Origin of the sequence: Methylotuvimicrobium buryatense, assembly GCF_005931095.1 — a bacterium.
Classification (GTDB): domain Bacteria; phylum Pseudomonadota; class Gammaproteobacteria; order Methylococcales; family Methylomonadaceae; genus Methylotuvimicrobium; species Methylotuvimicrobium buryatense.
This window is the reverse complement of record NZ_CP035467.1, coordinates 939,737-965,859: the sequence shown is the minus strand read 5'-3', so window position 1 is coordinate 965,859 and position 26,123 is coordinate 939,737. Positions and strand designations below refer to the sequence as shown.

The following is a 26,123-nucleotide window of genomic DNA, read 5'->3' as shown; positions in this document are numbered from 1 at the left end:
CATCGCGTATCTTTTTGGGGCGATAACTCGCAACCCCCGGGAAATGGTACGCGATGCGTACCTACGAAATTTTTATTTAGACAGGTCTTGTCTTTACAAGGCAGGGAAAAGCATCATGAACATTTCGATTGGTATTGACAAAAATTCTTTGTTGTATTGGGCATTGGGGCTTTCAGTCGGCGTGCTTTTGTCGCTGCCTACCCGAGCGGATTTGGACCTTGCGCAAACGCCGTTATTTCTAACGCCTAGTGTCGACCCGAATATTATGTTCATCATCGACGATTCGGGGTCGATGCATTATGAGGTGACGCCGGATGAAGAGTTTCGATTCGGTTCGTTCACTGAAAACACGCGATGGGTTTATCCGCGCGTCGCTAACGTATACGGTTCGGGAGACTACAACAGTAATGTCGCAACTGTCGACAACCATGTATTTAATGCACGGGCGCGTTCTCCGCAAATCAATAAAACGTATTACGATCCCGCAGTGACTTACTCGCCTTGGATTAAAGCGGATAATTCTCTTTATCCACCAGCCAACCCCGAAGCGGCTTATCATAATCCCGAGAATACCGCCCGAGGCTACCGAAATCTTACCGTTGATAACACAAATACGGACACGGGCGGACCGGTCAATTCGTCGCTAAATCGTTGGCGAACTTGTACCGGGCCCTCTTCGGGGCAATGCTCGACACAAACAAGCAATAAAACATTCTATCCGGCTACCTATTTTTGGTATAACGGAGGCGATGCTTGGAATTTGGCTAATTTTGACGGACCTTTCGAAATCAAAGCCGCCACATCCGAGTACAGCGGACATGGCCGCGAAAATAGAACCGACTGTACAGGAGGTATTTGTTCTTATGCTCAAGAAATTCAGAATTTCGCCAATTGGTATACATATCACCGTTCGAGAGTTCTTGCAGCCCGAGCAGGTATCGGCAAAGCCTTTGCCCAACAGGGCGAAGCCATGCGTGTCGGTTTCGGAGCCATCAATAAAAGCTCGAGCAGCATCGATAATGTTAGCACGAATACCATTATTCGCGGCGTCCGGCCTTTTACCGGCAGCGATCGCGAACAATTCTTTACGGATCTATACACCCTCGATATCCCGGATTCCGCTACCCCTTTAAGAAGAGCGCTCGACTCGGCAGGTCAATATTATAGCCGTAGCGATAATCGCGGACCTTGGGGCGCTAACCCCGGTCAAAACGATTCGACTACTCATTTAGAATGCCGGCATAGCTATACCATTCTAATGACAGACGGCTATTGGAACGATGCGCAAGCAGGAACAGCCGCCGCACGGTCGAATAATGACGGGACTAATGGCCCGACAATTTCAGGCCCGGATGGGAATACCTTTACTTATTCGGCCGTATCTCCGTTCACGGACAATCGCAGTAATACTTTAGCCGATGTTGCAATGTATTATTGGAAAAACGATTTACGGACGAATATACCTAATCTAGTACCTACTTCAGCGATAAATCCAGCATTTTGGCAGCACATGGTAACTTTTGGCGTGGGTTTCGGTGTAGAAGGAACGATTAGTGCCAGCGATGCTTTTGATGCCATCAATACCGGCGCAACGATCAATTGGCCGGCGCCTTCGACATCGGGTACTACAGAAAACGTCGACGATCTGCTTCATGCCGCAATCAACAGCCGCGGCGGTTTCTTCAGCGCAGCCGATCCGAATACCTTTGCCAATGAACTGAGTAATACATTACGCGCGATCGTAGGACGCACCGAAGGCTCGTCCGCTTCTGTCGCGACCAACTCGACCCGCCTGGATACCAATACCGTCGTTTATCAAGCTAAGTTCGACAGCCGCGATTGGACCGGTCAGTTTTTGGCTTACGCGATCAACGCCGACGGCAGCCTGGCGGCAACACCCGCCTGGGATGCCGGTCAAAATGTGACGACTCAGGGCTCGATCGGACGCTCGATTTTCGGTTACAACCCGACTGCAACGCCCTTTAAAGGGATCAATTTTTTTCATAACAATCTCAATGCCGCCCAACAAGCGCTATTGACCGAAGCGCAATTGAACTATGTACGCGGCATTCAAACCAACGAACTTCAGAACGGAGGCACTTTTCGCAACCGTATCGGCACCAATCGCCTGATGGGCGACTTAGTCAACTCCGATCCTTGGTTTATCGGCGATATCAATTTCGGTTACCATTTGCTGCCCGGAACGGAGGGCAGTGCTTATTCGAATTATCGGAATAGCGCCGCATACAAAGCCAGAACGCCGCTGGTCGCCATCGGCGGCAACGGCGGCATGCTGCATGTTTTCAATGCCACTATCACCGGCACCGGTGCGGGTACCGAGGTATTCGCCTATGTCCCCCATGCGGTTCTGCCCAAACTCGCCTCGCTTACCGATCCGAATTATAGCCATCAATATTTTGTCGACGGCTCGCCGGTTGCCGGCGACGCTTATATCGATGCCAACGGCGATAATAACAAGGAGTGGCGTACCGTTCTGATCGGCACTTTAGGCGCCGGCGGTAAGGGCATTTTTGCACTGGACGCGACATTCCTCGACCCGGGCGACAGTAGTTATGCCACAGCGGAAAACAGTTTTTTACCGCAACGGGTCATGTGGGAAATCAATACGACAACCGCACCGAACGCAACGGATTTAACCAATGTCTTGACCGGCAGCAATCCACGCTTCGGGTTTGCCGATTATCTCGGATTTACCTTAGGGCAAGCGTCAATCGTCCGCATGGCCAACGGCAAGTTCGCCGCCGTATTCGGCAACGGCTACAATAGCGCGAGCCATCAAGCGGTGTTGTACATCGTCGATCTCGAAACCGGCGCACTCATCAAATCATTGAACACAGGCGTCGGCAGTGCCGGCAACCCAAACGGCCTATCGACACCCATCGCTATCGATGCCAACGGCGACCGCATTGTCGATGCGATTTATGCGGGCGACTTACACGGCAACCTGTGGAAATTCGATGTCAGCAGCAGCAATACAGGACAATGGGATTTCGGTTTTAAACAAGGCAACACACCCAAACCGTTGTTCGTTGCCAGAGACAGCAATGGCGTCAGACAAGCGATTACCGCAAAACCACAAGCCGGCAAACATCCATCTAGCGGGGTCATGGTCTATTTCGGTAGCGGTAAGTATTTTGAAACCGGAGACAATTCGGCCATCGACCCGCAGCCGCAGACCTTTTACGGAATTCAAGACGAATGCGTAAAACTTGCCGGCAGCAATATAACTTGCAGCACCGGCGATCCGGGCATTACTCGCGCCAACGATTTAGTACAGCAATCGATCATTGCCGAGGACGTATTCGGCGATTTCGATATCAGAGTAACCTCTCACTGCGTCGACCCGCTTTTGGCTATCGACAATACCAACTGCAACGGGATAAGCATGATTAATTATCTTGGCTCGAAGCAGGGCTGGTACATGGATCTCGTATTTCCTGCCGTGTCTCCCGATGGCGAGCGCGTGATCAGTCAGGCTTTGTTGCGCGGCGGACGAATCATATTCGTTACCTTGATACCAGACCCTGAACCGTGCGGTTATGGCGGAACTAGCTGGTTAATGGAACTGGACGCCTTAACCGGTAATCGTTTAGTTAGCACGCCGTTCGATTTGACCGGTAGCGACACCATCGATGAGAGCGATATGCTCGCAGGCGTCATCGATACCAATGATGACAATTTAATCGACGAAGACGACTCTCCGATGGCCGTATCCGGTAAAAAATCCAAAGTCGGTATCATTAAAACACCCGGGGTCGTGGGCGCCGGCGAAGTCGAGTATAAATATACCAGCGGCTCGACCGGTGAAATGGAAACGACCTTGGAGTCGGTCGAAGGCGGCGCCGGAAGACAATCCTGGCGTCAATTACGTTGACAGTTACCGAGACAACGGAGCAATACAATACAATGAAAGCTGAAAGGGGTTTTACGCTGATAGAACTAATGATAGCCGTTGCCGTAGTGGGGATTCTCGCCGGTATCGCTTACCCTTCCTATCAAGATAGTATTAGAAAATCGCGCCGCGCCGATGCCAAAGGCGCGTTGATGGGATTGGCGAATGCGATGGAACGGCATTTTACCGAAACGAATAGTTATGTAGGCGCTGCCGGCACTGATGCAACCCCGGCAAATACCGGTGCTCCCAGGATTTATAGCATTCCCGGTCAGACCGCGACTTTTTACACGATAACCATTAGCGCTGCTGCGGCAGCTACTTTTACGGTACAAGCAGTGCCGACCGGCGCACAAAACGATCCCCGCTGCGGAACCTTAACGCTTGCGCATACGGGGGCGCGGGGCATTACGGGAACCGGATCGGTGGCGGAATGCTGGTAACAGAGGCGATTTTTCCGGTAATGTATTCCTACGCTGGAGCGATGGGAACGTGGATCAAGTCATTCCGGCATCGGCGTAGTTTTTATATTTTCAACTATACCTTTCGTACTTCAAAATTCGGCAGGTGACTAAGGAGGCACCGGGGTGCGCGACAAAGGCTTTGCCAGCATGGAGCTGGCATAGAGCCTACATGGACGTATTCACGGCGTCCTTTGACGGGCACCCCGGCGCCGAATTTTGATCTGCGATGAGTATATTAACGCGAACATATAACATAGCCTTTCAAAAAACCTCGGTAAGATCGTGAACGCGAAGTATAATCGGATTTCATGAATAGGCCTTCGCGGGACGGGTTATTTAACCCATCCCCAACGTTTTGGTTTGCCCCAATTACACGCCTTGCTTTGGCCACGGTCGAAACGTTTAGAACAGGGTTGCAAACCCCCGTCCCGAGAAGCCCTGTCAAAGGCTATAATGTGCCTCAAAAGCTTGCCATCCATGGCACTGGATCCCGCCAGTCCATGGCGGAATAACGGGCTCCCCTTAACTTAGGATTTCGCGATAAATAACTTCCTGAAGCCATGAGCTTTGTCGAGGATTCGATTACTCGCTTGACAGGGCGCCGTGAATACATCCGTTTAGGCTTGACGGCGGCTACCTGCCGCCGACACCTGCCAATCGAGCAACCGAACTCTCCATAAAATAGGAAAGTTATTTATGACCAAATCCTTAATGGCAGTCAGTGCTACACCAACCCCAATAGAAACAAACCGATGAACAAACCCAAAGTTTTAATTACCCGTAAATGGCCCGCCTCGGTCGAAACCAAACTCAAGCAATTGTACGACGTCTCGCTCAACGAAGACGATCTACCCTTGACATCCGAAGAATTGAAATCGGCTTTACAAAACTACGACGCAGTGTGCCCTTCGGTTTGCGATTCACTACCTGCCGAGGTACTAAATGCGTCTAACAAACGCTGCAAAATTCTCGGCAATTTCGGAGTCGGATACAACCATATCGATATCGCAGCTGCGAAAGAGAACGGTCTCGTCGTCACAAATACACCGGGCGTGTTGACACAGAGCACCGCCGATATCGCAATGACTTTATTGCTGATGTCCGCACGGCGAGGCGCGGAGGGCGACCGTCTCGTCCGCGCCGGAAAATGGCATGGTTGGTGTCCGACGCACATGTTGAGCAGCGACGTGACCGGCGCGACGTTAGGATTGATCGGCTTCGGCCGCATCGCAATCGCAACCGCACGCAAAGCCCATCACGGTTTCGGCATGAAAATCGTTTTTTTCAATCCGAGCGCACCGGACCCATCCGTGATCGAAGAACTCCAAGCGACACGGTGCGATTCAGTCGAGGACGTCATGAGACGCGCCGATTATATCTCGCTGCATTGCCCGGGCGGGCCCGACACCCGCCACCTGATCGACGACAAGATGATTCGCTTGATGAAACCGAACGCTCATTTGATCAACACCGCGCGCGGCGATGTCGTCGATAGCAAGGCTTTAATCGACGCATTACGAGATAAGAGAATTGCCGGCGCCGGTCTGGATGTCTATGAAGGAGAGCCGAATATCGACCCCGAATTTTTGACGCTTGAAAACGCCACGCTGTTGCCGCACCTAGGTAGCGCAACGCTTAGTACTCGCACCGCGATGGGAGAAAAAGTGCTAGCTAATTTGGCCGCGTTTTTCGAAGGACGCGAACCTGAAGACAGAGTAGCCTAACCCGGCTATGGCTAAAGGCTGGCGATATTCAGCCCCCCCTCGCCGCGCATCGGATAATCTCGCAGGATGGGGTTACAAACTCCGTCCAGCCAAGACATCGTAGGGTGCGCATAGCGCACCTTTCCACCGTGCCGAACCGACAAGAGGTCCCGACCAGGTGCGCGATGCGCACCCTACACTCTACGATAAATATATACCCATCGTGGATCAAAATTCGGCACCGGGGTGATCGTCAAAGAACGCCGTAAATACGTCCATGTAGGCTCTATGCCAGCATCCATGCTGGCAAAGCCTTTACCGATCACCCCGGCGCCTCCTTAAGTATCGCCGAAATTTGAAGTGCGAAAGGTATACATAAATTGTAGGGTACGCTGATCACCTAGCGTTATGTGAGGCAGATCCGCGAGTGTTAAGGAATATGCACAAAATAACTTCTACAAGTAGTAGGCTTTGCGGAGGTTCGGTGACTCGCTTGACAGGACGCCGTGTATACGTCCGTGTAGGCTTGACGGCGGAATCTGATTGCCAAGGATGGCATGAATGCAGATTTTGCAGGAGCAAAAATCTGCCCTGCCGCCGACACCTGCCAATCGAGCCACCGAACCCCCTTCCAACAGTTGTCTAAGTTATTTCATGCTCGTTCCTAAGTGACAATAAATGGCATCGAGGTCTCATTGGCTAAGATTGCAAAAGGGTAATTTTTGACTTATGTATAACGATGAGCGGAAGACCGTGAGAACCAGAAAAGCTACCATCTGTAACAACCTTTATTAGCCTCGTTTTTTAGTTCCGCGTATATCGATAAATAAGCACCCGTCCTTAGAGCAAATGCTTTACCGCTTCGCGCTCTTCTTTCAACTCGGCTTCGGACTTGCGCATTTTTTCCCGGCTGAAATCACTAATCTCCAAACCCTGGACGATACTGATTTCTCCGTTTTTGATCTCAACTGGAAACGAATAAACCAAATCCTTTTCAATTCCGTAACTGCCGTCCGATGGAACAGCCATGCTGATCCAATTACCTTCGTCGGTCCCAAAAACCCAGTTGCGCATCAAATTTAACGCGGCATTGGCCGCAGAAGCCGCACTGGATCGGCCAACCGCTTGTATGACCACGGCTCCGCGCTGCTGTACGGTTGGAATAAATTTGTCGACAAACCAATCCCACTCAACCAACGACAAAGCATCCTGCCCTTTGACTTTGGCATGATGGAGATCCGGATACTGCCCTGCCGAATGATTACCCCAAATGATAATATTTTTGATGTCGTTGGACAGTACCCCACATTTATCGGCAAGCTGAAAAGTCGCACGCTTATGATCGAGCATCATCATTGCCGAAAAATTCTCCGGCCTTAAATCCGGTGCATTACTGATGGCGATCAAAGCATTAGTATTGGCAGGATTGCCGGTAACCAATACCTTAACATCCCTGCTGGCAACCTTACTAAGGGCTTGACCCTGCACAGAAAAAATCTGGGCATTGATTGCCAACAAATCCTTACGTTCCATCCCCGGCTTACGCGGACTCGCGCCGATCAGAAATGCGTAATCGACATCTTTGAAAGCGACTTCGGGATCATCGGTCGCGACAATTTTATGCAGCAACGGATAGGCGCAATCGTTAAGTTCCATTACCACGCCATTCAATGCGCCTAATGCTAATGCCTGCGGCGTTTCCAACAAATGAAAAATCATTGGCTGATCGGGGCCTAATAATTCTCCGCTAGCCAAGCGAAACAATAAGGAATAACTGATCTGTCCCGCGGCACCTGTAACGGCAATTTTAACTGGCGTTTTCATTTGTTTTCCTAATTATTTATTATTGTCTGAATGCGGAGTTCAAATGGCAAGCCTTTGAAACACAGCGAAAATAGCATGCTTTTAATCCGAATCGTTCGCCTGTAATGATTGATGGGCAGTATCTAAACCCGCTTTTCCTAACTTTCTCGTTCCAACCGCTCCAGCCTGGCAATGCATACCGATCTTGCCTAGGCAATCAAAGTATCGGCTCCTTCGGAGGGCCGTCGAAACCGGAATAATCTATCAATACATTGTACACACTTAAGCGAAATACCGATGATGCGTACAGGTTGTCCCGAATGATAACGAATAACCGCCCCCCCCTGCAAGCCTGTAGAAATCGGCCCAGAGCAATGGAGAGACAGCGTATAGCTAAATAAGGTATACTGCCCCGTTTTCTATACGCTAATCGCTATCGCCACTATCGATCTTACGTGACCCATGAAAAAACTGTTATTCCAATTCGACACCGATCCGCGTCCTTCAGCTTTCGATACGATTGTCGCGTATGACGGCGGCGCCGACCATGTCATCGGACATGGCGGATTAACACCCGACACTATCGCACCCTTGGTCGAAGGCACGATCTTTACCCGAGCACCGAAAGACAAAAAAAATACCGCTATTTTTGTCGGCGGCAGCGACATGCTGGCCGGTCAACAATTATTCTCGGCCGTACAAAAACATTTTTTTCCCGGCTTTCAAGTCTCGATCATGCTCGATAGCAACGGCAGCAATACTACTGCTGCCGCCGGCGTCGCGAAACTGGCTTCAACCAGTGAACTAAGCGGCAAAAAAGCGGTTGTTTTGGCTGGCACCGGCCCGGTCGGTCAACGCGTCGCGGTCATGCTGGCTCAAGAGGGCTGCGAAGTCTCGTTAACTTCTAGGGAAATGATACGAGCGGAACACGCCTGTCTAACGATGCGCGAACGCTTCGGCGTCGAACTGACACCTATCGAAGCTGTCGATCAAGACGCACGCGGCAGGGCAATTGAAAACGCTCAAATCGTATTTGCGGCAGGCGCGGCAGGCGTCGAATTACTCAAAGCCGAACATTGGCAAAATAATGATCGACTCGAATTATTGGCCGATGCGAATGCCACGCCCCCGATCGGTATCGGCGGCATCGATATGATGGATAAAGGCAACGAACGCCACGGCAAAATCGTCTGGGGAGCCATCGGTTTCGGCGCATTCAAACTCGCTTTACACCGTGCCTGCATCGCCAAACTGTTCGAAACTAATACGCAAGTACTCGATGCCGAACAAATTTTCGCATTCGCCAAGGAAATGGCTTAAACGCCCCTTGCACCGCTGAAACACATGAGCCGACCCGCCATTCAAAAAGCGCTCAGAGAACAGGCCGCAGGACTATTCCAAGCCGGCATCGATGCCGCCGATCCGTACCTTGCGGTTCAACGCAGCCTATCCTCGGACGGGCTTCGACTTGAAATAGCCCTATCGCCGGACGACAATGCGCCGAAACGCACGGGACATTGGCCGAAAATTCATTTGATTGCGTTCGGCAAAGCCGCGTGCAACATGGCAAAAGCCGCCCGAGACATCATTCCGGAATCGCTATTACCCGGCGACGGCATCATCGTTACCAATTACGAGAATGCCGCTCAGGCAACCGGCTTTAAAGTCATCGGCGCCGGCCACCCGATTCCCGACGAAGCGGGACTGCAAGGCGCCCGGCTAATCGCCGACAGAATCACCAACGCTCAATCGGGCGAACTGGTGTTAGTCTTGATTAGCGGCGGAGGATCTGCTCTCCTGCCCTATCCTCGCCCTCCGATAACGCTTGAAGAAAAAGCGCAAACGACTGCATTACTACTTGCTTGCGGCGCGACAATCAACCAAGTCAATTGTGTGCGCAAACATCTTTCCATGATCAAGGGCGGCGGTTTGGCACGCCTATCGGCTCCGGCCGACCTGCACGCATTGATTCTTTCCGACGTGCTGGGCGACGATCTAAGCGCTATCGCGAGCGGGCCGACGGTGCCGGACGACACATGCTTCGACGACGCCATCGCTATTTTGCGCAACAAGGGTATTTGGGAAAGCATTCCGGATTCGGTCAAATACGTTTTGCAACAAGGTTCCGCCGGCGATATCCCGGAAACGCCGAAAACCGGTGACAGTCTTTTCAATAACGCCGGCCACACGCTGATTGGCAGCAATCCGATCAGCTTAAAAGCCGTCGTTAAGGCCGCATCGCTACAGAATTACGACGTTCGAGTCTATTCGGAACATCTTAGCGGCGAAGCGAAAGACGAAGCCTTCAAGTTGGCCTCTTACGCGAAATCCCTGCTCGATAACGGCTTAAACAAACCCATCGCGCTTCTGGCAGGCGGCGAAACCACGGTAACTTTAACGGGGCAAGGCCTCGGTGGCCGCAATCAAGAGATGGGACTGGCCTTCGCCTTGGCCGCCGAACGATTAGCATTGCGCGGCAATTGGGTATTTTTAAGCGGCGGCACCGACGGCCGCGACGGCCCGACCGATGCGGCCGGCGCGCTGATCGATCCGCAATCGCTCGCGCGTATGCGCGCTGCCGGAATCGACCCCGGCGCAAGACTGCAAGACAATGACTCTTACCGCGCGCTTCAGGCTTCAAACGATTTACTGATAACCGGTGCGACCGGCACTAATGTTGCCGATTTACAAGTATTACTGCTCCGGCCTTAACTTCGATTATTCATTACTCTATACTCACCGAAAATCACTGACGGCATTTTGACCTTCTCCTCTCGGGATCGCCGATAAAAACCGTTGTTGAAATGCAAAATAACTATAAATTTTAGGAGATATTGATGTTTACTAAATCGCAAACGATTGCAGGTTACGATAATGAATTGTTTCAGGCATTGGAAGAAGAGCGTCGCCGTCAGGAAGACCACATAGAACTGATCGCCTCGGAAAATTACACCAGTCCGCGCGTCATGGAGGCCCAAGGCACGCTACTAACCAATAAATACGCGGAAGGCTATCCCGGCAAACGCTATTACGGCGGTTGCGAATATGTCGATAAAGTCGAGCAACTCGCGATCGACCGCGCCAAAGAACTATTCGGCGCCGATTATGCGAATGTACAAGCCCATTCCGGATCGCAGGCCAATATGGCGGTATTCATGGCTCTGATACAACCGGGCGATACGATACTGGGCCTAAGCCTCGCAGACGGCGGCCATTTGACGCACGGCGCCAAACCGAATTTCTCCGGCAAAATCTACAATGCCGTGCAATACGGACTGCACCCGGATACGGGCTTGATCGATTACGACCAAGTCGAAGCCTTAGCGATCGAACACAAACCCAAAGTTCTCGTCGCCGGCTTCTCGGCTTATTCGCGCATCTGGGACTGGCAACGCTTCCGCGAAATCGCCGATAAAGTCGGCGCCTATTTACTGGTCGACATGGCCCATGTTGCAGGATTGGTCGCCGCCGGACTGTACCCAAACCCTGTACCGTTTGCCGATGTCGTCACCAGTACCACACACAAATCGCTACGCGGACCGCGCGGCGGATTGATTCTGTGTAAAAGCAATCCGGAAATCGAAAAAAAATTCGACTCCAGTATCTTTCCCGGCATCCAAGGCGGTCCTTCGATGCATGTTATCGCCGCAAAAGCGGTCGCGTTCAAGGAGGCGATGGAAACCGAATTCAAGACCTATCAACAACAAGTCATCAACAATGCCAAGGCGATGGCCGAAGTCTTCATCGACCGCGGTTTCGATGTCGTTTCCGGCGGAACCGACAATCATTTGATGCTGGTTTCATTAATCCCGAAAGGCATTACCGGCAAAGCCGCCGATGCGGCGCTGGGACGTGCGCATATCACGGTCAATAAAAACGCCGTACCGAACGACCCGCAGTCGCCGTTCGTGACAAGCGGCATCCGTGTCGGCACGCCGGCCCCGACCACGCGCGGCTTCAAAGAAGCGCAAATGACCGAAATCGCGCATTTGATGTGCGACGTGATGGAAAACATCGATAACGAATCGGTCATTTCAGCGGTGCGCGACAAAGTCGCCATCTTGTGCTCGCGCTTTCCGGTTTACGGCTAATTGAGGACACATCAAAAACAGGAAAACATTCATGTCAGACATAGCAATCGCCCAACAAGCCCAAATGCGACCGATCATCGACTTGGCCGGCGAAAAACTCGGCATCCCGGCCGAGCATTTAGATCCATACGGTCACTATAAGGCTAAATTATCGCTCGAATACGTCAATAACTTGACCGACCGCGAAGACGGCAAATTGATTCTCGTCACCGCGATCAGCCCGACCCCGGCTGGCGAAGGCAAAACCACAACTACGGTAGGTTTAGGCGATGCGATCAACCGGCTCGGCAATTCGGCGATCATGTGCCTGCGCGAACCGTCGCTCGGGCCTTGTTTCGGCGTCAAAGGCGGCGCGGCCGGCGGCGGCTACTCGCAAGTCGTGCCGATGGAAGACATTAATCTGCATTTCACCGGCGACTTTCATGCAATCGGCGTCGCACACAATCTCTTGTCGGCATTGATCGACAACCATATCAATCACGGCAACGCACTTGACATCGATTCGCGCCGGATTCAATGGAAACGAGTCGTCGACATGAACGACCGAGCGTTGCGCAAAATCACTGTCGGCATGGGCGGCCCGGCTAACGGCTATCTGCGCGAGGACGGATACGACATCGTCGTCGCGTCCGAAATCATGGCGATTTTGTGCCTGGCGACAAGCCGCGTCGACTTAAAAGAACGCCTCGGCCGAATCGTCATCGGCTACAAGTCCGACCGAGTCACGCCGGTTTATGCGAGCGATCTCAATGCGCAAGGGGCAATGGCCGCCTTATTGAAAGAAGCCATAAAGCCGAATCTAGTGCAAACGCTTGAAAACAATATCGCGATCATTCACGGCGGCCCGTTCGCGAATATCGCGCACGGTTGCAACACCGTCACCGCGACGAAAACTGCGTTAAAACTGGCCGATTATGTCGTGACCGAAGCGGGTTTCGGCGCCGATTTAGGCGCCGAGAAGTTTCTCGACATCAAATGCCGCATGTCCGGCCTGAAACCGTCGGCAGTCGTATTGGTCGCGACGGTACGCGCGTTGAAATTCCACGGCGGCGTCGCGAAAGAGGAGTTGAACCAAGAAAACATCGACGCTCTGCAAAAAGGTTTCACCAACCTGGAGCGTCATCTCGACAATATCCAACGCCATTACGGCTTGCCTTGCGTAATCTGCATCAATCATTTCACCTTCGACACCGACGCCGAAATCGCGCTGCTCAAAGACAAATGCGAGGCGCTCGGCGCGAAATGCGTGGTCTCGAAACATTGGGCGCAAGGCGGCGCCGGCGCGGAAGAATTAGCGCAAGAAGTGCTTGCCGTCGTCGACAACCGCGAGCCCGGTTTCACTTATGTCTATGACGAAGAGCTGCCGCTGTGGGATAAGATCGAAACGATAGCGACCAAACTTTACGGCGCAATCGGCATCACCGCGAGCCCGAAAGTCAAAGCCGAAATCAACACGCTGCAACAAAACCACGGCAAATTTCCGGTTTGCATGGCCAAAACGCAAATGTCGTTCTCGACCAACCCGAACGAGCGAGGCGCGCCTTCCGGACACACGGTCGAAATCAGCGAAGTCAGGCTTGCCAACGGGGCTGGCTTCATCGTCGCGATCGCCGGCGACATGATGACGATGCCCGGTTTGCCAAAAGTCCCGGCCGCCGAACGTATCGACATCACCGATGATGGCGTGATTACAGGGTTGTTTTAACTTGGATCGTCAGGCGCATTCTCAAGCTTTCAGTTGGCTTGTGTTGTAGACCGTTCGTGCTGAGCCAAGTCGAAGCATGAAGGGTCTACAACACTTTCACCGGCTTGGTGAAGCCTCGCCAAAGGTGCGCGATGCCCACCCTAGTCGCCTTATTGGGCTTTTCTCAGCGCCTCTGCGCGAGAATACCTCTTATAAAGTTACGAAACTGCTCCGCACTTTAACACCCTCGGGCGAACCGCCTACTCCGATTTAGCCGCGTAGCCCGGATGAAGCGCAGCGCAATCCGGGGAGTTCGGAGCCACGCCATTCCCGTATTCCGCTTCGCTGCATACGGGCTACATGCTTGTGCTGTTACCCAAGCTCCAGCTTGGGAAACAGCGATCTCTTATAAAGTTACAAGCCACCTACTCCGATTTAGCCGCCAAAAATGCCAGCATGTCCTCGTTATGAACCCGCTGATAAATGACTTCGACCGGCAGCGTCAAATCGATCGCCTCGAAAGTCACATCGTCTCCCAGATAATAATGTTTCGAAACCCATCCTTCGGACCGCCTCAGCACTTCGACCTCGACATAATCTTGCTCGATCATCACATATTCTTGCAGAGTCGGTAGCTTCAAGTAATTGGCTAATTTGACGGTCTTGTCGTTGCGGCGAGTCGTCTTCGACAACACTTCGACGATGATGATAGGCGTTTCGGTATAGTAAGGCTGCGACTCGTCGAAATGACAATCGACGATCACATCGGGATAAAAAAAATTCGAATCGACTCTGACCTTCATATCCGAACCGAACGGCTCGCAAGGAAGGTTTTTTAAATGACTCCTAAACTCCGCCAGAACATTAATCGCTATACGCTGATGATTTCCACTCGTCCCGACCATCGCATAGACGGCGCCATCAATCAATTCATGCTTGGTTTCGGCAATCAACTCGCCGTCCAAATAATCCTCGACACTGATCAAATAATCCAGCTTCTTTGCAATGATACTCATAAACAATCCTCAATATTCACGCTGTAACAGTTCCAAAATCTCCTCGGTTTTTTGCCGCATCAACGCAATATCCCCGCGCGATTCGACATTGAGCCGAACGACAGGCTCGGTGTTCGAAGATCGCAAATTGAAACGCCAGTTGTCAAACTCCAGACTGACCCCATCGGTTTCATCGACGATGAGCGCGTCGCCTTCATAAGCCGCCCTAACCCGTGCGATCGCACCGGCCGGGTCGGTTAGTTTCGAGTTGATCTCGCCGGACGACGGATACGCCGCGATACGCTGCGCGACCGCTTCGGAAAGGCGGATTTTTTTGACGCACAACAATTCCGCGACCAACAGCCACGGAATCATGCCGCTATCGCAATAGGCGAAATCGCGAAAATAATGATGCGCGCTCATCTCTCCCCCGTAAACGGCATCTTCGAGGCGCATGCGTTCCTTGATAAAGGCATGGCCGGTCTTCGACAACACCGGAACGCCGCCCGCCGCAGTCACGACATCGACCGTATTCCAAGTCAATCGCGGGTCGTGAATGATCTTCGCGCCGGGGTTTTTCTGTAAAAAAGCCTCGGCCAACAGCCCGACAATGTAATAGCCCTCGATGAACTGCCCCTTTTCGTCGAACAGAAAACAGCGGTCGAAATCGCCGTCCCAAGCGATACCCATATCGGCCCCATGTTCGATGACGGCATTCGCGGTATCGGCGCGGCACTCGGGCAAGAGCGGATTCGGAATGCCGTTCGGAAAACGGCCGTCCGGTTCGTTATGGATCTTGACGAACTCGACCGGCACTCGGGCCACTTTGAAACGCTCTTCCAGCGCATCGACCACATGCCCGGCCGCGCCGTTGCCGGCATTTACGACCAACTTGATCGGCGTCAAATTCTGCAAATCGATGTAAGTCATCAAATGATCGACATAGCCCGACAGTATAGAACGACGAGTCATTGAGCCTTTCTTGACGACCACCGGCCCGAAATCATTTTGCTCGGCGAGGCGTTGGATTTCCTTCAGTCCGGTATCGCCGCTGATCGGTTTGGCATGCTCGCGCACCAATTTCATGCCGTTATAATCCATCGGATTATGGCTCGCGGTTACCTCTATCGCGCCTTGTATTTCCAGCGCCTGCGCCGCGTAATAGATTTCCTCGGTGCCGGTCATGCCGATGTCGATCACATCGACGCCGGCGTCCATCAAGCCTTCGGCCAATGCGGCCTTGAGCGATTCGGAAGTCAACCGCACGTCGCCGCCGACCGCAATCGTCTTGGCCTTCAAATATTCGCCGCAGGCGCGACCGATTCGATAGGCGATATCGTCATTAAGCTCGGTATCCAGTTGACCGCGTATGTCGTAAGCTTTAAAACAAGTGAGTTTTTCCATGATGAATTGAATAGCTAATTTAAAAATTAAAGTAAATACGGTAGGCACGGCATACGCCATTGTTATCGGCCTAGCGCTTGATAACCTACTGCCATTAAGTTAAGGGAAGCCCGTCATTCCGCCATGGACTGGCGGAATCCAGTACCATGGATGGCAAGCTTTTGAGGCACAATAGAGTCTGAATGCAACAAATACTTATCTCGTGATGGCTTAACTTAGTAACTGTCTAAAAACTATCTCCCGAATTTATCGGGTCCGTTACGCTAAACTTCGGAAAAAAATGATAACTCTTAGCGAATTCGACCTCGATACCGTTTGTTGTTACTTAGGAACGAGCATGAAATAACTTAGACAATTGTCGGAAGGGGGGTTGGTGACTCGCTTGACAGGTGTCGGCGGCAGGGATAGCCGCCGTCAAGCCTACAGGGACGTATTCACGGCGTCCTGTCAAGCGAGTCACCAAACCGCCACAAAGCCTACTACTTGTATAAGTTATTTTGTGCATATTCCTTAGCGCACCTTGCTCCGATATCGCGATCTGGGGATCGCTCCCACAGAGCTCCCGACGCTTTGTGGGAGCGACGCCTTCGTCGCGATTTCGAGGCCGAGAACGTCAAACGACAATAATTGATGTCGAGGACTCATTGGCTAAGTAACTGTTTAAAACCTGCCTCCCGATTTTATCGGGCGAGTTACGTTAAACTTCGGTAAGTAAATGATGGACAGTTATACCTTTCGCACTTCAAATTTCGGCAGTCCCTAAGGAGGCGCCAGGGTGCTCGGCAAAGGCTTTTCCAGCATGGATGCTGGCATAGAGCATGGATGTATTCACGGCATCCTTTGACGAGGGCCCCGGTGCCGAATTTTGATCTACGCTGAGTATACTTAATGGTAGTGACCTCCGGCGTCCATACAGTCGTCTTTTTCAAAGAGGGCGACTGAATACTTACGACCGGAACGACTTACTTCTCTAACCGACCGAGCGTGAAATCGTCAAATACCAAAGAAGGCAGCGTATCGATAAAAATCGTTTCTTTCAATACTTCGGTCAAAGCTACATTCAAAATGACTTCTTCATAAAGCCAGTAAAACCAACCGTCGCGATGCACACGATAACGCCAATTGTATCGGCATTGCAGCCAATTAACGTCCGCCGGTTTTCCGAGTCGTTGCAGCGGTCGATTTTGATTCGGCGCACCTAAATAAACGACACTGCCATCATTCGGATTCAATAATAAGCGGTCGCAAATCAAAGATTCATCAAATAGGGAACAAGAGATTTTTCTATATTCATCGCCGCCATGGCAATCCAATAACAAACGCTGCCGTCCGATATCGACGATTTTCGGCGACACGACAGGATAGCAGTCCGGCATCGCGGCCCGTTCCAGAAAATCCGTCTCGCTTAGCCGACTCTTATCCCACTGCTTTATGACGATCTGTACAATAAACGAAGTAATTATTCAGCCCCTATATTTAAAATAAGTTGGAAATCACCCCATACACAACAAGCTAAAAACGGCCAACCCACATTCACTCTTTCCCAAGTTGCTATAAAGCATGTAGCCCGTATGCAGCGTAATCCGGGCTACGCTAGTCCCACTGCTTTATGACGACCTGTACAATATACGGCGATTTCATTCCCCGGTTTCTTCATGGCCCAATTCGCAGCCTTCGCTGTAGAAATATAATGACGGGATAAACGGCAGAATATCGATCGTCAGCGTAGTTTTTTGTTGAAAATCATCGATCGCGCTTTCGATCGTGTCCGCGAATTGCAATTCGAATTCATTAAGCATGTTTTGCTGACTGGTCGGGCTGTCGGGAAATATCGAATCGCCGCCAAGATAGATCCCTTTGATCGTTTCTTGTAAGGCAGCCGCGGAGATCGTTTCTATTTCACGTTCGAAATTGCCGAAAACCTGCGCGCCTTCCGTCATTTTGATGCGCTCCACATCGTCGGTATCGGCATAAAGCAAAAACAGCCCTTCCACCCCTTCCCGCTCGTTTTTGCAAACGCCGCCTTCCATGACTCTAACCAACCGCAACTCCCTGCCTTCTTTGATATGCGTCGGCGATGGAACATCTTCGGATGTTTCCATCGGATCGGCTTGATACACAAAAAACTCGTCCAATTCCTCATCGACCGGCTCCCGAACCGGTTCAACTGTACATGCCGCCAAGCTAGCGGAAAGGATCATCATGACAGCAAGTACTTTAGGATTCATCGATCACTCCGAATTAACATACATAAATAAACATAGCTTACCTTTACACTCAAGCTTCGCCAATTTCCGCCGATAAAATAATTAACATTCCCGATCTTTAAGGATAGAGCGATGAAAATCGAACACTCCAATATCCAGCTAAACGCGCAACAGACATCGGTTAAACAGCACTCCGTGCAAGAATCCCTAAACTTTTGGGTCGGCAATCGGCGTCCGGTTAACCTAGGTTCACAAGCTCAAACGGCATTCAATCCCACTTTGGCCGACAGGGTGACGCTCAGCTCTGAAGGCAAGGCTGCCGCCGAAACCCAACAAGCCGAAATCGACCTGGACAAAGCGCTCGAACACGAACCGCGCTATCAAATCATTAAACGCATGATAGAGGCCTTGACCGGCAAGGAAATCCGGATTAACCGCTTGGAAGCCTTCGAAGCAAGCCGATCGATCGATCCGGGGACCGCACCGCCCGCCAACGCGCCTACTGCCGATCGTCCGGCCGGATTCGGCTTGGAATATGAGCGCCGCGAAACTTATTACGAAGCCGAGCACAGCGCATTTTCGGCCAAAGGACTTATCAAAACGACAGACGGCAAAGAAATCGCCTTCGACCTTAATTTGGTCATGAGCCGAGAATATTACGAAGAAAATTCGGTCAGCCTACGAATGGGCGACGCCGTCATGAAAGACCCTTTGGTAATCAATTTCGACGCGGAAGCCGCAAAGTTGACCGATATGAAATTCAGTTTTGACCTGACATCGAACGGCAGCTCCGAACAAATTTCATTCGTCGGTCACGGTAGCGGCTTTTTAGCGCTCGACCGAAACGGCGACGGCATCATCAACAACGGCAGTGAATTGTTTGGACCGGCGACCGGTAACGGTTTCGCCGAACTGGCCGCGCACGACCTGGACGGCAACCATTGGATAGATGAAAACGACGCGGTTTATGAACATTTGCGCGTCTGGACCAAGGATACCAATGGCAACGACAAGCTCTACACCTTAGCCGAAAAAAACGTCGGCGCGATTTATCTGGGCAATACCGAAACCCCCTTCGAGCTTAAAAATGCTCAAAACCGTCTCGACGGGCGGGTTTTGTCATCAAGTATTTACCTCAGCGAAACCGGCCGTGTCGGCACCGTTCAACAAATCGACCTAGCGGTTTGAAACCTGCCGAATTATTTTCAGTCTATTTCATGCATCGCCGCTAGCGCCGACTCATAATCGGGCTCGTCGGCCAATTCAGAAACTAGCTCGGTATAGACTACCCGATCCTCCTCGTCGATGATCACGATCGCTCGTGCGGTCAATCCGGCCAGCACGCTATCGACCAACTCCACGCCGTAATCGCGCGCGAAACTCGAACGAAAGGTCGATAACGGCACAATATCCCTGGCACCTTCCACCTGACAAAAACGCGCCTGAGCAAACGGCAGATCGGCCGAAACGACCAATACCACGCCGTTTTCCAAACTTGCCGCTTTTTGATTGAATTTTCTTGCGGACGCGGCACAAGTCGGCGTATCGAGACTGGGCACGATATTCAGGCATTTCTTTTTGCCCGAATAGCTGGCCAAGGATACTTCAGCGAGTTTACCGTTGACCAGAGTAAAATCCGGCGCCTTGGATCCGATCGCAGGAAGCTCGCCGCAAGTGTTGATCGGTTTACCTTGAAATTTAATCGTAGCCATTGTTTAAGTCCTGATTTTAAAATTTACTTGATTATAAATTCGGCTCATATGCGTTTCCTCGCTGGAGAGACAGTGCAAGGATTTAGACGTAGATAACTTCCCTAACTTCTTATTCTTCATGGTCTTCATGTGCTTCATGGTGAATAGATTTTCGCCAATATTTTCACAGCATCCAGAGCAATGGAAACGAGGAAATAAACGGCTCAAAGAGCATGATAAGCCGGGCTGAACTCATGCACCGCGTCGACCATCGCCTTGACATGCTCCGGATTGATATCCGGCAAAATACCGTGCCCGAGATTGAAGACATGTCCGGAACCGCGGCCGTAACGCTCCAGTACGTTTTGTACTTTCGCGCGAATGACATCCGGATTGGCATACAGGCTTACGGGATCCATGTTGCCCTGCAAGGCCACCTTGTCGCCGACGCGCGCTCTGGCTAACCCGATATCGGTTTGCCAATCCAGACCCAAGGCATCGTAACCGCTATCGACCATTGCTTCGAGCCAAAGCCCACCGCCTTTCGTAAACAAAATTGTCGGAACCCTGCGGCCGTCCGCTTCCGTTTGCAATTGCTCGCGCACCAACTTGGCATAGTGTAACGAGAATTCCAGATAATCCTCTGAAGTCAACATCCCACCCCAAGTATCGAACAGCATCACCGCCTGAGCGCCGGCCGCGATTTGCGCATTTAAATACAAGGCCACCGATTTTGCCAATTTCTCCAGCATGCGATGCACAACACCAGGCTGTTCATACATCATCGACTTGATCTTTTGAAAGCTTTTACTGCTGCCTCCTTCGACCATATAAGTCGCCAATGTCCAGGGACTGCCGGAAAAACCGATCAGCGGCACGCGGCCTTGCAGCGAAGTTCTAATTAAACGAACCGCATCGATCACATAACGCAATTCCTGCTCGGGATCGGGAATCGGCAATTTATCGACATCGGCAGCCGAGCGAATCGGATTGCTGAACCTAGGACCTTCGCCTTCGGCAAAACTTAGGCCCAAACCCATTGCATCGGGTATCGTCAAAATATCGGAAAACAAAATAGCCGCGTCGAATGCATAGCGATCCAACGGCTGCAGCGTGACTTCGCAAGCCAGTTCCGGATTGGTGCATAAATTCATGAAACTCCCGGCTTGCTCGCGGACTTTACGATACTCCGGCAAATAGCGTCCTGCCTGACGCATCATCCAGACCGGCGTTCTGTCGACCGGTTGTTTTAATAAGGCTCTGAGGAAAGTATCGTTTTGTAATATCGTCATTATGTTTTATTTTCTTGTTTAAGGAATAAGCGCGAATCGCCTTGAAATTTACTATCGACCCCATCCAAAGCTTAAGAATATCGCCAAAAATAACTGTATGCATTCACACGCTGGAGAGACTGTGAAAGTATTCGATATTCCTGCGGGACGGGGGTTGCAAACCCATACGCATCAAGCTAAAAATGGCCAACCCAAATCCGCTCATGTAGCCCGTAAGCAGCGCAACGGAATACGGGAATGGCGTGGCTCCGAGCTTCCCGGATTTTGCTACGCTCCATCCGGGCTACGCTACCGGCACACATGACCCGGCGTTACTGCCATTTAACTGAAAGAGATACTTTCAATTCTTTTTCAATGGTATCGCGAAGCTAGAGCTTCACATATAGGTTTCCCAAGTAGCAGCTTGGGAAACAGCAGAATACTTATTTTTTCTGGTTCCCACGGTCCTCCGTCACTGACATTAAGTTAAGGGAAACCCGTCATTCCGCCATGGACTGGCGGAATCCAGTGCCATGGATGGCAACCTTTAAGGCACATTAGAACCGAAACGCAAGAATTACTTATTTTTACGACGGTTTAACTTAATGGCTGTGACGGTCCTCCGTGGGAACCCATAACTTGGCTACCGAGGCAAGACCGGCATGCATTCCCTCACTGGTGCGAAAACGAAGTGAGTCGCTGTTGATCAGTAATTATTCACACCCCCTATCGTTCCCACGCTCCAGCGTGGGAATGCAGCCCGAGACGCTCTAGCGTCTCGTACCGCTGGAGCGGTACTGAGGCATTCCCACGCAGAGCATCACTGCCATTAAGTTAAGGATTTTTCCGTTCGCCCTGAGCCTGTCGAAGGGTGAATGGAAAAATCCTGGGTCGATAAGTTTAGTCGTCCATGGTTCGACAGGCTCACCACGAACGGCTTAACTTAATGGCAATGACGCAGAGCATGGGAACGAGAATGACTGTGGGACTGAATACTCACCTTGATCAAGTTATTTCATGCGCGTTACTTAGTTTGCGTTTTTGATATCGTTTTGTAAAACCGCGAAACGCCTAACCCAAGCCCCTTTGAATTCCGCCGGCAATTTTCCGGTAGCCCTTTCGGCTTCGACATGACTACTAAACGAGCCGTACAGCAAAATAAATTTCTCTTTACCGCCGATGCGAGTTTCAAGATACTTCAAGTCTTGTTTTAGGTGTTGATATTTGTTCAGCACATTGACAATCGACTGTCGGCTCGATAATACCATTAATTGCAAAGTGAAATGATCCGAGGATTGCTTGAATAACCAGGTCCGGTCATCTTCCGAGCGATTGGAATCTATCGTCTCCTGCGGCTTTGTCTCAATCTTTTCATCTGCGACCGTCGGCACTAAAGGCTCGGCTTTAATTATACTCGGACCGGCGATTGGGCTCTCAGGCTTTCTGTTTTCGGCGGCTTCAGAAACCACCTCAGGATAATTAATCGCTTCATTTTTCACAGTGGTCTCGATTTTCCGGTCTGGTACAGCCGCTACCGGGGCCGCAACGACGTTTGTCATCTTAGGCTTTTGTTCCGAGACATCGGTAACGATGCGGTCATTTACCATCTGTTTGCCGGCAAACTTTTCAACCAACAACGGAACCGACAAGGCCTGTTGCTGCGACCTCGGCAAAGACTCCGTTAATTCATGATCGGATTCAGGGGCTAAAGCCTCCCAGCCGACGAAGGCGATACCTGCGATCGCAAGAAGCGCAAACAACCCAATTGAAAACCGGACGGGTGCCCCCAACCGTTCGAAATCGGACAAGCGCGGCAATTCAGCAATAATTTTCCCTGGAATACCATGCGTTTCGCGGTAGACATACTCCACCATGTTATCGCTGACCGCATTAAATGAAATCGGCGCGTCCGGCTTCCCGGAAAGATTTTGCAAAAAATCCCGGCATTGTTTTTCCGACAGCGGCAACAGCTCGATAAAATGACAATCCTCGACAGACCGGTCCGAACGACTTTTAATATACAGTTCGTCTTGAGTTAGCGAAAAAATAACTCTTAATGCCGGGTTAGCTAAGGCATATTCCGACAAAGTATCGATCAAACCGGGTATCAATTCGCCGGCATTATCGATCATCAAGATCAACTTAAGTTTTTTCTGTTCAAGCAATGCGATCGCATCATCCAGGGAAAAGCCTTTACAAGCCGGCTGTTCTGTTTCCAAGAAACTGCGCAACCGCTCTTGAATCGCCGCAAAATTCAACTGATGATCGCCGGCCATGAAATAATAATGTCCTTCGACCGGACGTTGCTCGCGCAAGACCGTCAGCAATGTCGACTTACCGATGCCGGCCGGGCCGTTAACGATCAACGGACGATTAAAATTGATTATCAAATGAATCAATAACTCGAACTTTTGAGCGCGCTCGGCAGTAATTAACGATTTAATCGCCGGCTTTGCCAAGCCATACGGCCTATTCGCAGCCTGATTAGCCTTTTCGACCATATCCGTTTAGCGTCGCTACCAATAATGCTTTTTCGACACCGACCGGCAAGGTTGCCTCGCCGATGCTTTTCAACAAAATCAAACGAATATTGCCGTCGACATTTTTTTTATCCACGGCCATCAATTCGATAAAACGGTTAGCATCGAGCGCTGCCGGAGGCTCGACCGGCAATCTAGCCCGCTTAAACAATCGAATAATCCGCTCGACGTCGGCATCGGTCAGCCAGCCTTTGCGTCTTGATAAATCGGCCGCCTGGCAAGTGCCGATCGCAACCGCCTCGCCATGCAAATAGCTTCCATAACCCATGCCGGTTTCTATCGCGTGACCGAAGGTGTGGCCTAAATTCAAGGTTGCCCTGACATCGGCTTCTTTTTCATCGGCGGCAACGACTTCGGCTTTATTGCGGCACGAGCGCTCGACCGCATGCGCGAGGGCTTCGACATCCCTATCGAGCAAGGATTCGAGATTGTCCTCGAGCCATGCGAAAAAATCGGGTTCGCGTATCAAGCCGTATTTGATCACTTCGGCGATACCTGCCGACAATTGCCTGTCGTCCAATGTCGACAAGACCGACATATCGGCAATCACGCATTGCGGTTGATAAAACGCGCCGATCATGTTTTTGCCGAGCGGATGATTGACGCCGGTCTTTCCGCCGACCGACGAATCGACTTGCGCCAACAACGTGGTCGGGATTTGTATAAATGGAATGCCGCGTTGGTAACAAGCGGCGGCAAAACCGCCCATGTCGCCGATAACGCCGCCGCCCAAGGCAATCAAACTGGCGTTTCGACTGAATTTGTGGGTCAACAAAGTATCGAAAATCCGATTCAAATAGTCGAGCGTTTTATATTGTTCGCCGTCCGGCAAAATAACAGTTTCGACGACAAAATCCGACAGATTATCGAGCACCTGTTGCAAATATAAAGGCGCCACCGTTTCGTTTGTCACAATCAATACTTGTTTTGAACGAATATGCCGAGTCAATAAATCGGCTTGTTCCAGCAAACGAGAGCCTATATAAATCGGATAACTACGCTGCCCTAAATCGACTTGTAATGTTTTCATTTGTTTTTGTTATACACCTAATGTTCTGTGTCGCAAAAGCACTTTCATTTCAACCTTCACCTTCGGCATGTATTCCCATGCTGGAGCGTTGAGAACGAGGAATCTTGACCCATGTGACTTCGACACCATGTATTGTCACCCAAACTTTCCGGCTTCGAAATCGCGATCTAGGGATCGCTCCCACAAAAGACCTATTTCACCTTTGCGGCATGTATTCCTCCTGCGGGACGGGTTATTCAACCCGTCCCCAGCGTTTCGATATGCTTCGGCCACGGTTGAAACGTTTCGGACGGGGTTACAAACCCCGTCCTGCCAAGTGCATTCCCACGCTGGAACGGTGGGAACCAGGGAAATAAATCCCCTCAATCCCCCCTTTTTCAAAAGGGGAGGCACAATCTAACTTGTTTTAATGCAGCCAATATTATGAGATAAATTCGGCGAATGGGGCATGGTGCGAACCCTACAGCGCTTCCCTCTTCCCTCTTCCCTCTTTCACCTTTCACCTTTCACCTTTCCTCTTTCACCTCATAAATCTCTATAACGCTGCAATATATTTTTAACCGCAGCCTTACTCTGTAATGTGCCGCTATCGACGACATAATCGGCACATGACAAATATAAAGGCTCGCGCTCGATTAACAACTGTTCCAACTTCGCTCTCGGATTGTCGGTTTGCAGTAACGGCCGCTGCGTATCGCGCTTGGTTCTTTCCAAAATTCTATCCACCGAACATTGCAAATAAACCACAAAACCGTTTTCCTTGAGACATTCCCGATTTTCTTCGCGGATAACTGCACCGCCGCCGGTCGCCAACACGACATGAGTCAATTTCGTCAAACCAGCTAACGCTTTTTGTTCCCGATCCCGAAAACCTACCTCACCTTCGAATTCGAAGATCGTTGGAATATCGACGCCGGTCAAATCTTCGATAATCTTGTCGCTATCGTAAAACGGCATTTTTAACGATTTGGCCAATAGCCTGCCGATTGTCGTTTTGCCGGCCCCCATTAGACCGATGAGATAAATGTTCTCCGATTTAGCCATGCGATTTCTTCCCTCGTTCCCAAGCTCTAGCTTGGGAACGCATACCCATCAAGCTCTGCTTGACGTCACCCGGCAAGCGGAGCTTGCAGGTAGTCACTCCCAAGCTGGAGCTTGGGAGCGAGAAGTCGTAAAACGGCATTTTTAACGATTTGGCCAACAGCCTACCGATTGTCGTTTTGCCGGCCCCCATTAGACCGATGAGATAAATGTTCTCCGATTTAGCCATGCGATTTCTAGTAATTTTTCGCGCGCATAAAAAAGGGGGCATTATGCCCCCTTTTTA

Annotated in this window: 19 protein-coding genes; 8 read left to right on the top strand and 11 right to left on the bottom strand. The window is 51.0% G+C overall.

The window, feature by feature from the left end:
* Window positions 1-115: 115 nt before the first annotated feature.
* The 3 genes from EQU24_RS04590 (at window position 116) to EQU24_RS04580 (ending at window position 6,101) form a co-directional block, all read left to right on the top strand.
* The gene (locus EQU24_RS04590; RefSeq protein WP_017840629.1) at window positions 116-3,895 is read left to right on the top strand and encodes a pilus assembly protein; all 3,780 of its coding nucleotides are present in this window, start codon (window positions 116-118) and stop codon (window positions 3,893-3,895) included.
* A gap of 32 nt (window positions 3,896-3,927) precedes the next feature.
* Entirely contained in the window at window positions 3,928-4,356 is a 429-nt protein-coding gene (locus EQU24_RS04585) for a type IV pilin protein (RefSeq protein WP_017840630.1), read from the top strand.
* A 773-nt stretch (window positions 4,357-5,129) separates the two neighbouring features.
* Entirely contained in the window at window positions 5,130-6,101 is a 972-nt protein-coding gene (locus EQU24_RS04580; RefSeq protein ID WP_017840631.1) for a 2-hydroxyacid dehydrogenase, read from the top strand.
* A gap of 819 nt (window positions 6,102-6,920) precedes the next feature.
* Here EQU24_RS04580 and EQU24_RS04575 read toward each other — a convergent pair.
* The gene (locus EQU24_RS04575; protein WP_017840632.1) at window positions 6,921-7,904 is read right to left on the bottom strand and encodes a malate dehydrogenase; all 984 of its coding nucleotides are present in this window, start codon (window positions 7,902-7,904) and stop codon (window positions 6,921-6,923) included.
* Between the two features lie 441 nt (window positions 7,905-8,345).
* Here EQU24_RS04575 and EQU24_RS04570 point away from each other — a divergent pair, with 441 nt between their 5' ends.
* The 4 genes from EQU24_RS04570 (at window position 8,346) to EQU24_RS04555 (ending at window position 13,679) form a co-directional block, all read left to right on the top strand.
* A complete protein-coding gene (locus EQU24_RS04570) occupies window positions 8,346-9,203 on the top strand; it encodes an NADP-dependent methylenetetrahydromethanopterin/methylenetetrahydrofolate dehydrogenase (protein WP_014149646.1) in 858 nt (285 codons plus the stop codon).
* A gap of 24 nt (window positions 9,204-9,227) precedes the next feature.
* Complete coding sequence (locus EQU24_RS04565) at window positions 9,228-10,595, top strand: glycerate kinase type-2 family protein (protein ID WP_017840633.1); 1,368 nt, start codon at window positions 9,228-9,230, stop codon at window positions 10,593-10,595.
* Window positions 10,596-10,720: 125 nt separating this feature from the next.
* Window positions 10,721-11,974, top strand: a complete 1,254-nt coding sequence (glyA, locus tag EQU24_RS04560) for a serine hydroxymethyltransferase (RefSeq protein WP_014149648.1) — start codon at window positions 10,721-10,723, stop codon at window positions 11,972-11,974.
* Window positions 11,975-12,005: 31 nt separating this feature from the next.
* A complete protein-coding gene (locus EQU24_RS04555) occupies window positions 12,006-13,679 on the top strand; it encodes a formate--tetrahydrofolate ligase (protein ID WP_017840634.1) in 1,674 nt (557 codons plus the stop codon).
* Between the two features lie 404 nt (window positions 13,680-14,083).
* Here EQU24_RS04555 and EQU24_RS04550 read toward each other — a convergent pair whose 3' ends face one another.
* The 4 genes from EQU24_RS04550 to EQU24_RS04530 form a co-directional block, all read right to left on the bottom strand.
* Window positions 14,084-14,674 carry a Uma2 family endonuclease gene (locus EQU24_RS04550; RefSeq protein ID WP_017840635.1) on the bottom strand — a complete coding sequence of 197 codons (591 nt, stop codon included), beginning with the start codon at window positions 14,672-14,674 and terminating at the stop codon, window positions 14,084-14,086.
* 9 nt (window positions 14,675-14,683) lie between these two features.
* A complete protein-coding gene (cpsG, locus tag EQU24_RS04545) occupies window positions 14,684-16,057 on the bottom strand; it encodes a phosphomannomutase CpsG (RefSeq protein ID WP_026130157.1) in 1,374 nt (457 codons plus the stop codon).
* Window positions 16,058-17,019: 962 nt separating this feature from the next.
* Entirely contained in the window at window positions 17,020-17,433 is a 414-nt protein-coding gene (locus EQU24_RS04535; RefSeq protein ID WP_017840637.1) for a hypothetical protein, read from the bottom strand.
* Window positions 17,434-17,694: 261 nt separating this feature from the next.
* Window positions 17,695-18,285, bottom strand: a complete 591-nt coding sequence (locus EQU24_RS04530) for a hypothetical protein (protein WP_017840638.1) — start codon at window positions 18,283-18,285, stop codon at window positions 17,695-17,697.
* 111 nt (window positions 18,286-18,396) lie between these two features.
* On the opposite strand from EQU24_RS04530, the gene EQU24_RS04525 reads away from it, so the two are divergent.
* Window positions 18,397-19,452 (top strand): hypothetical protein, encoded by a 1,056-nt coding sequence (locus EQU24_RS04525; protein WP_017840639.1) that lies wholly within the window; start codon window positions 18,397-18,399, stop codon window positions 19,450-19,452.
* Between the two features lie 17 nt (window positions 19,453-19,469).
* Here EQU24_RS04525 and tpx read toward each other — a convergent pair whose 3' ends face one another.
* From tpx to EQU24_RS23210, 6 genes are all read right to left on the bottom strand, one after another.
* Window positions 19,470-19,976, bottom strand: coding sequence for a thiol peroxidase (tpx, locus tag EQU24_RS04520; protein ID WP_017840640.1), 507 nt, complete (start codon window positions 19,974-19,976; stop codon window positions 19,470-19,472).
* 203 nt (window positions 19,977-20,179) lie between these two features.
* Entirely contained in the window at window positions 20,180-21,247 is a 1,068-nt protein-coding gene (gene hemE / locus EQU24_RS04515; RefSeq protein ID WP_017840641.1) for a uroporphyrinogen decarboxylase, read from the bottom strand.
* 1,007 nt (window positions 21,248-22,254) lie between these two features.
* A complete protein-coding gene (locus EQU24_RS04510; protein ID WP_017840642.1) occupies window positions 22,255-23,727 on the bottom strand; it encodes an SPOR domain-containing protein in 1,473 nt (490 codons plus the stop codon).
* Window positions 23,711-24,796, bottom strand: a complete 1,086-nt coding sequence (aroB, locus tag EQU24_RS04505; RefSeq protein ID WP_017840643.1) for a 3-dehydroquinate synthase — start codon at window positions 24,794-24,796, stop codon at window positions 23,711-23,713. The genes EQU24_RS04510 and aroB overlap by 17 nt, the downstream gene beginning before the upstream one ends.
* Window positions 24,797-25,321: 525 nt before the next feature.
* On the bottom strand, window positions 25,322-25,840 hold the full coding sequence (gene aroK, locus EQU24_RS04500; RefSeq protein WP_017840644.1) for a shikimate kinase AroK: 519 nt from the start codon (window positions 25,838-25,840) through the stop codon (window positions 25,322-25,324).
* Window positions 25,833-26,066, bottom strand: coding sequence for a shikimate kinase (locus EQU24_RS23210; protein ID WP_017840645.1), 234 nt, complete (start codon window positions 26,064-26,066; stop codon window positions 25,833-25,835). The genes aroK and EQU24_RS23210 overlap by 8 nt, the downstream gene beginning before the upstream one ends.
* Window positions 26,067-26,123: the final 57 nt, after the last annotated feature.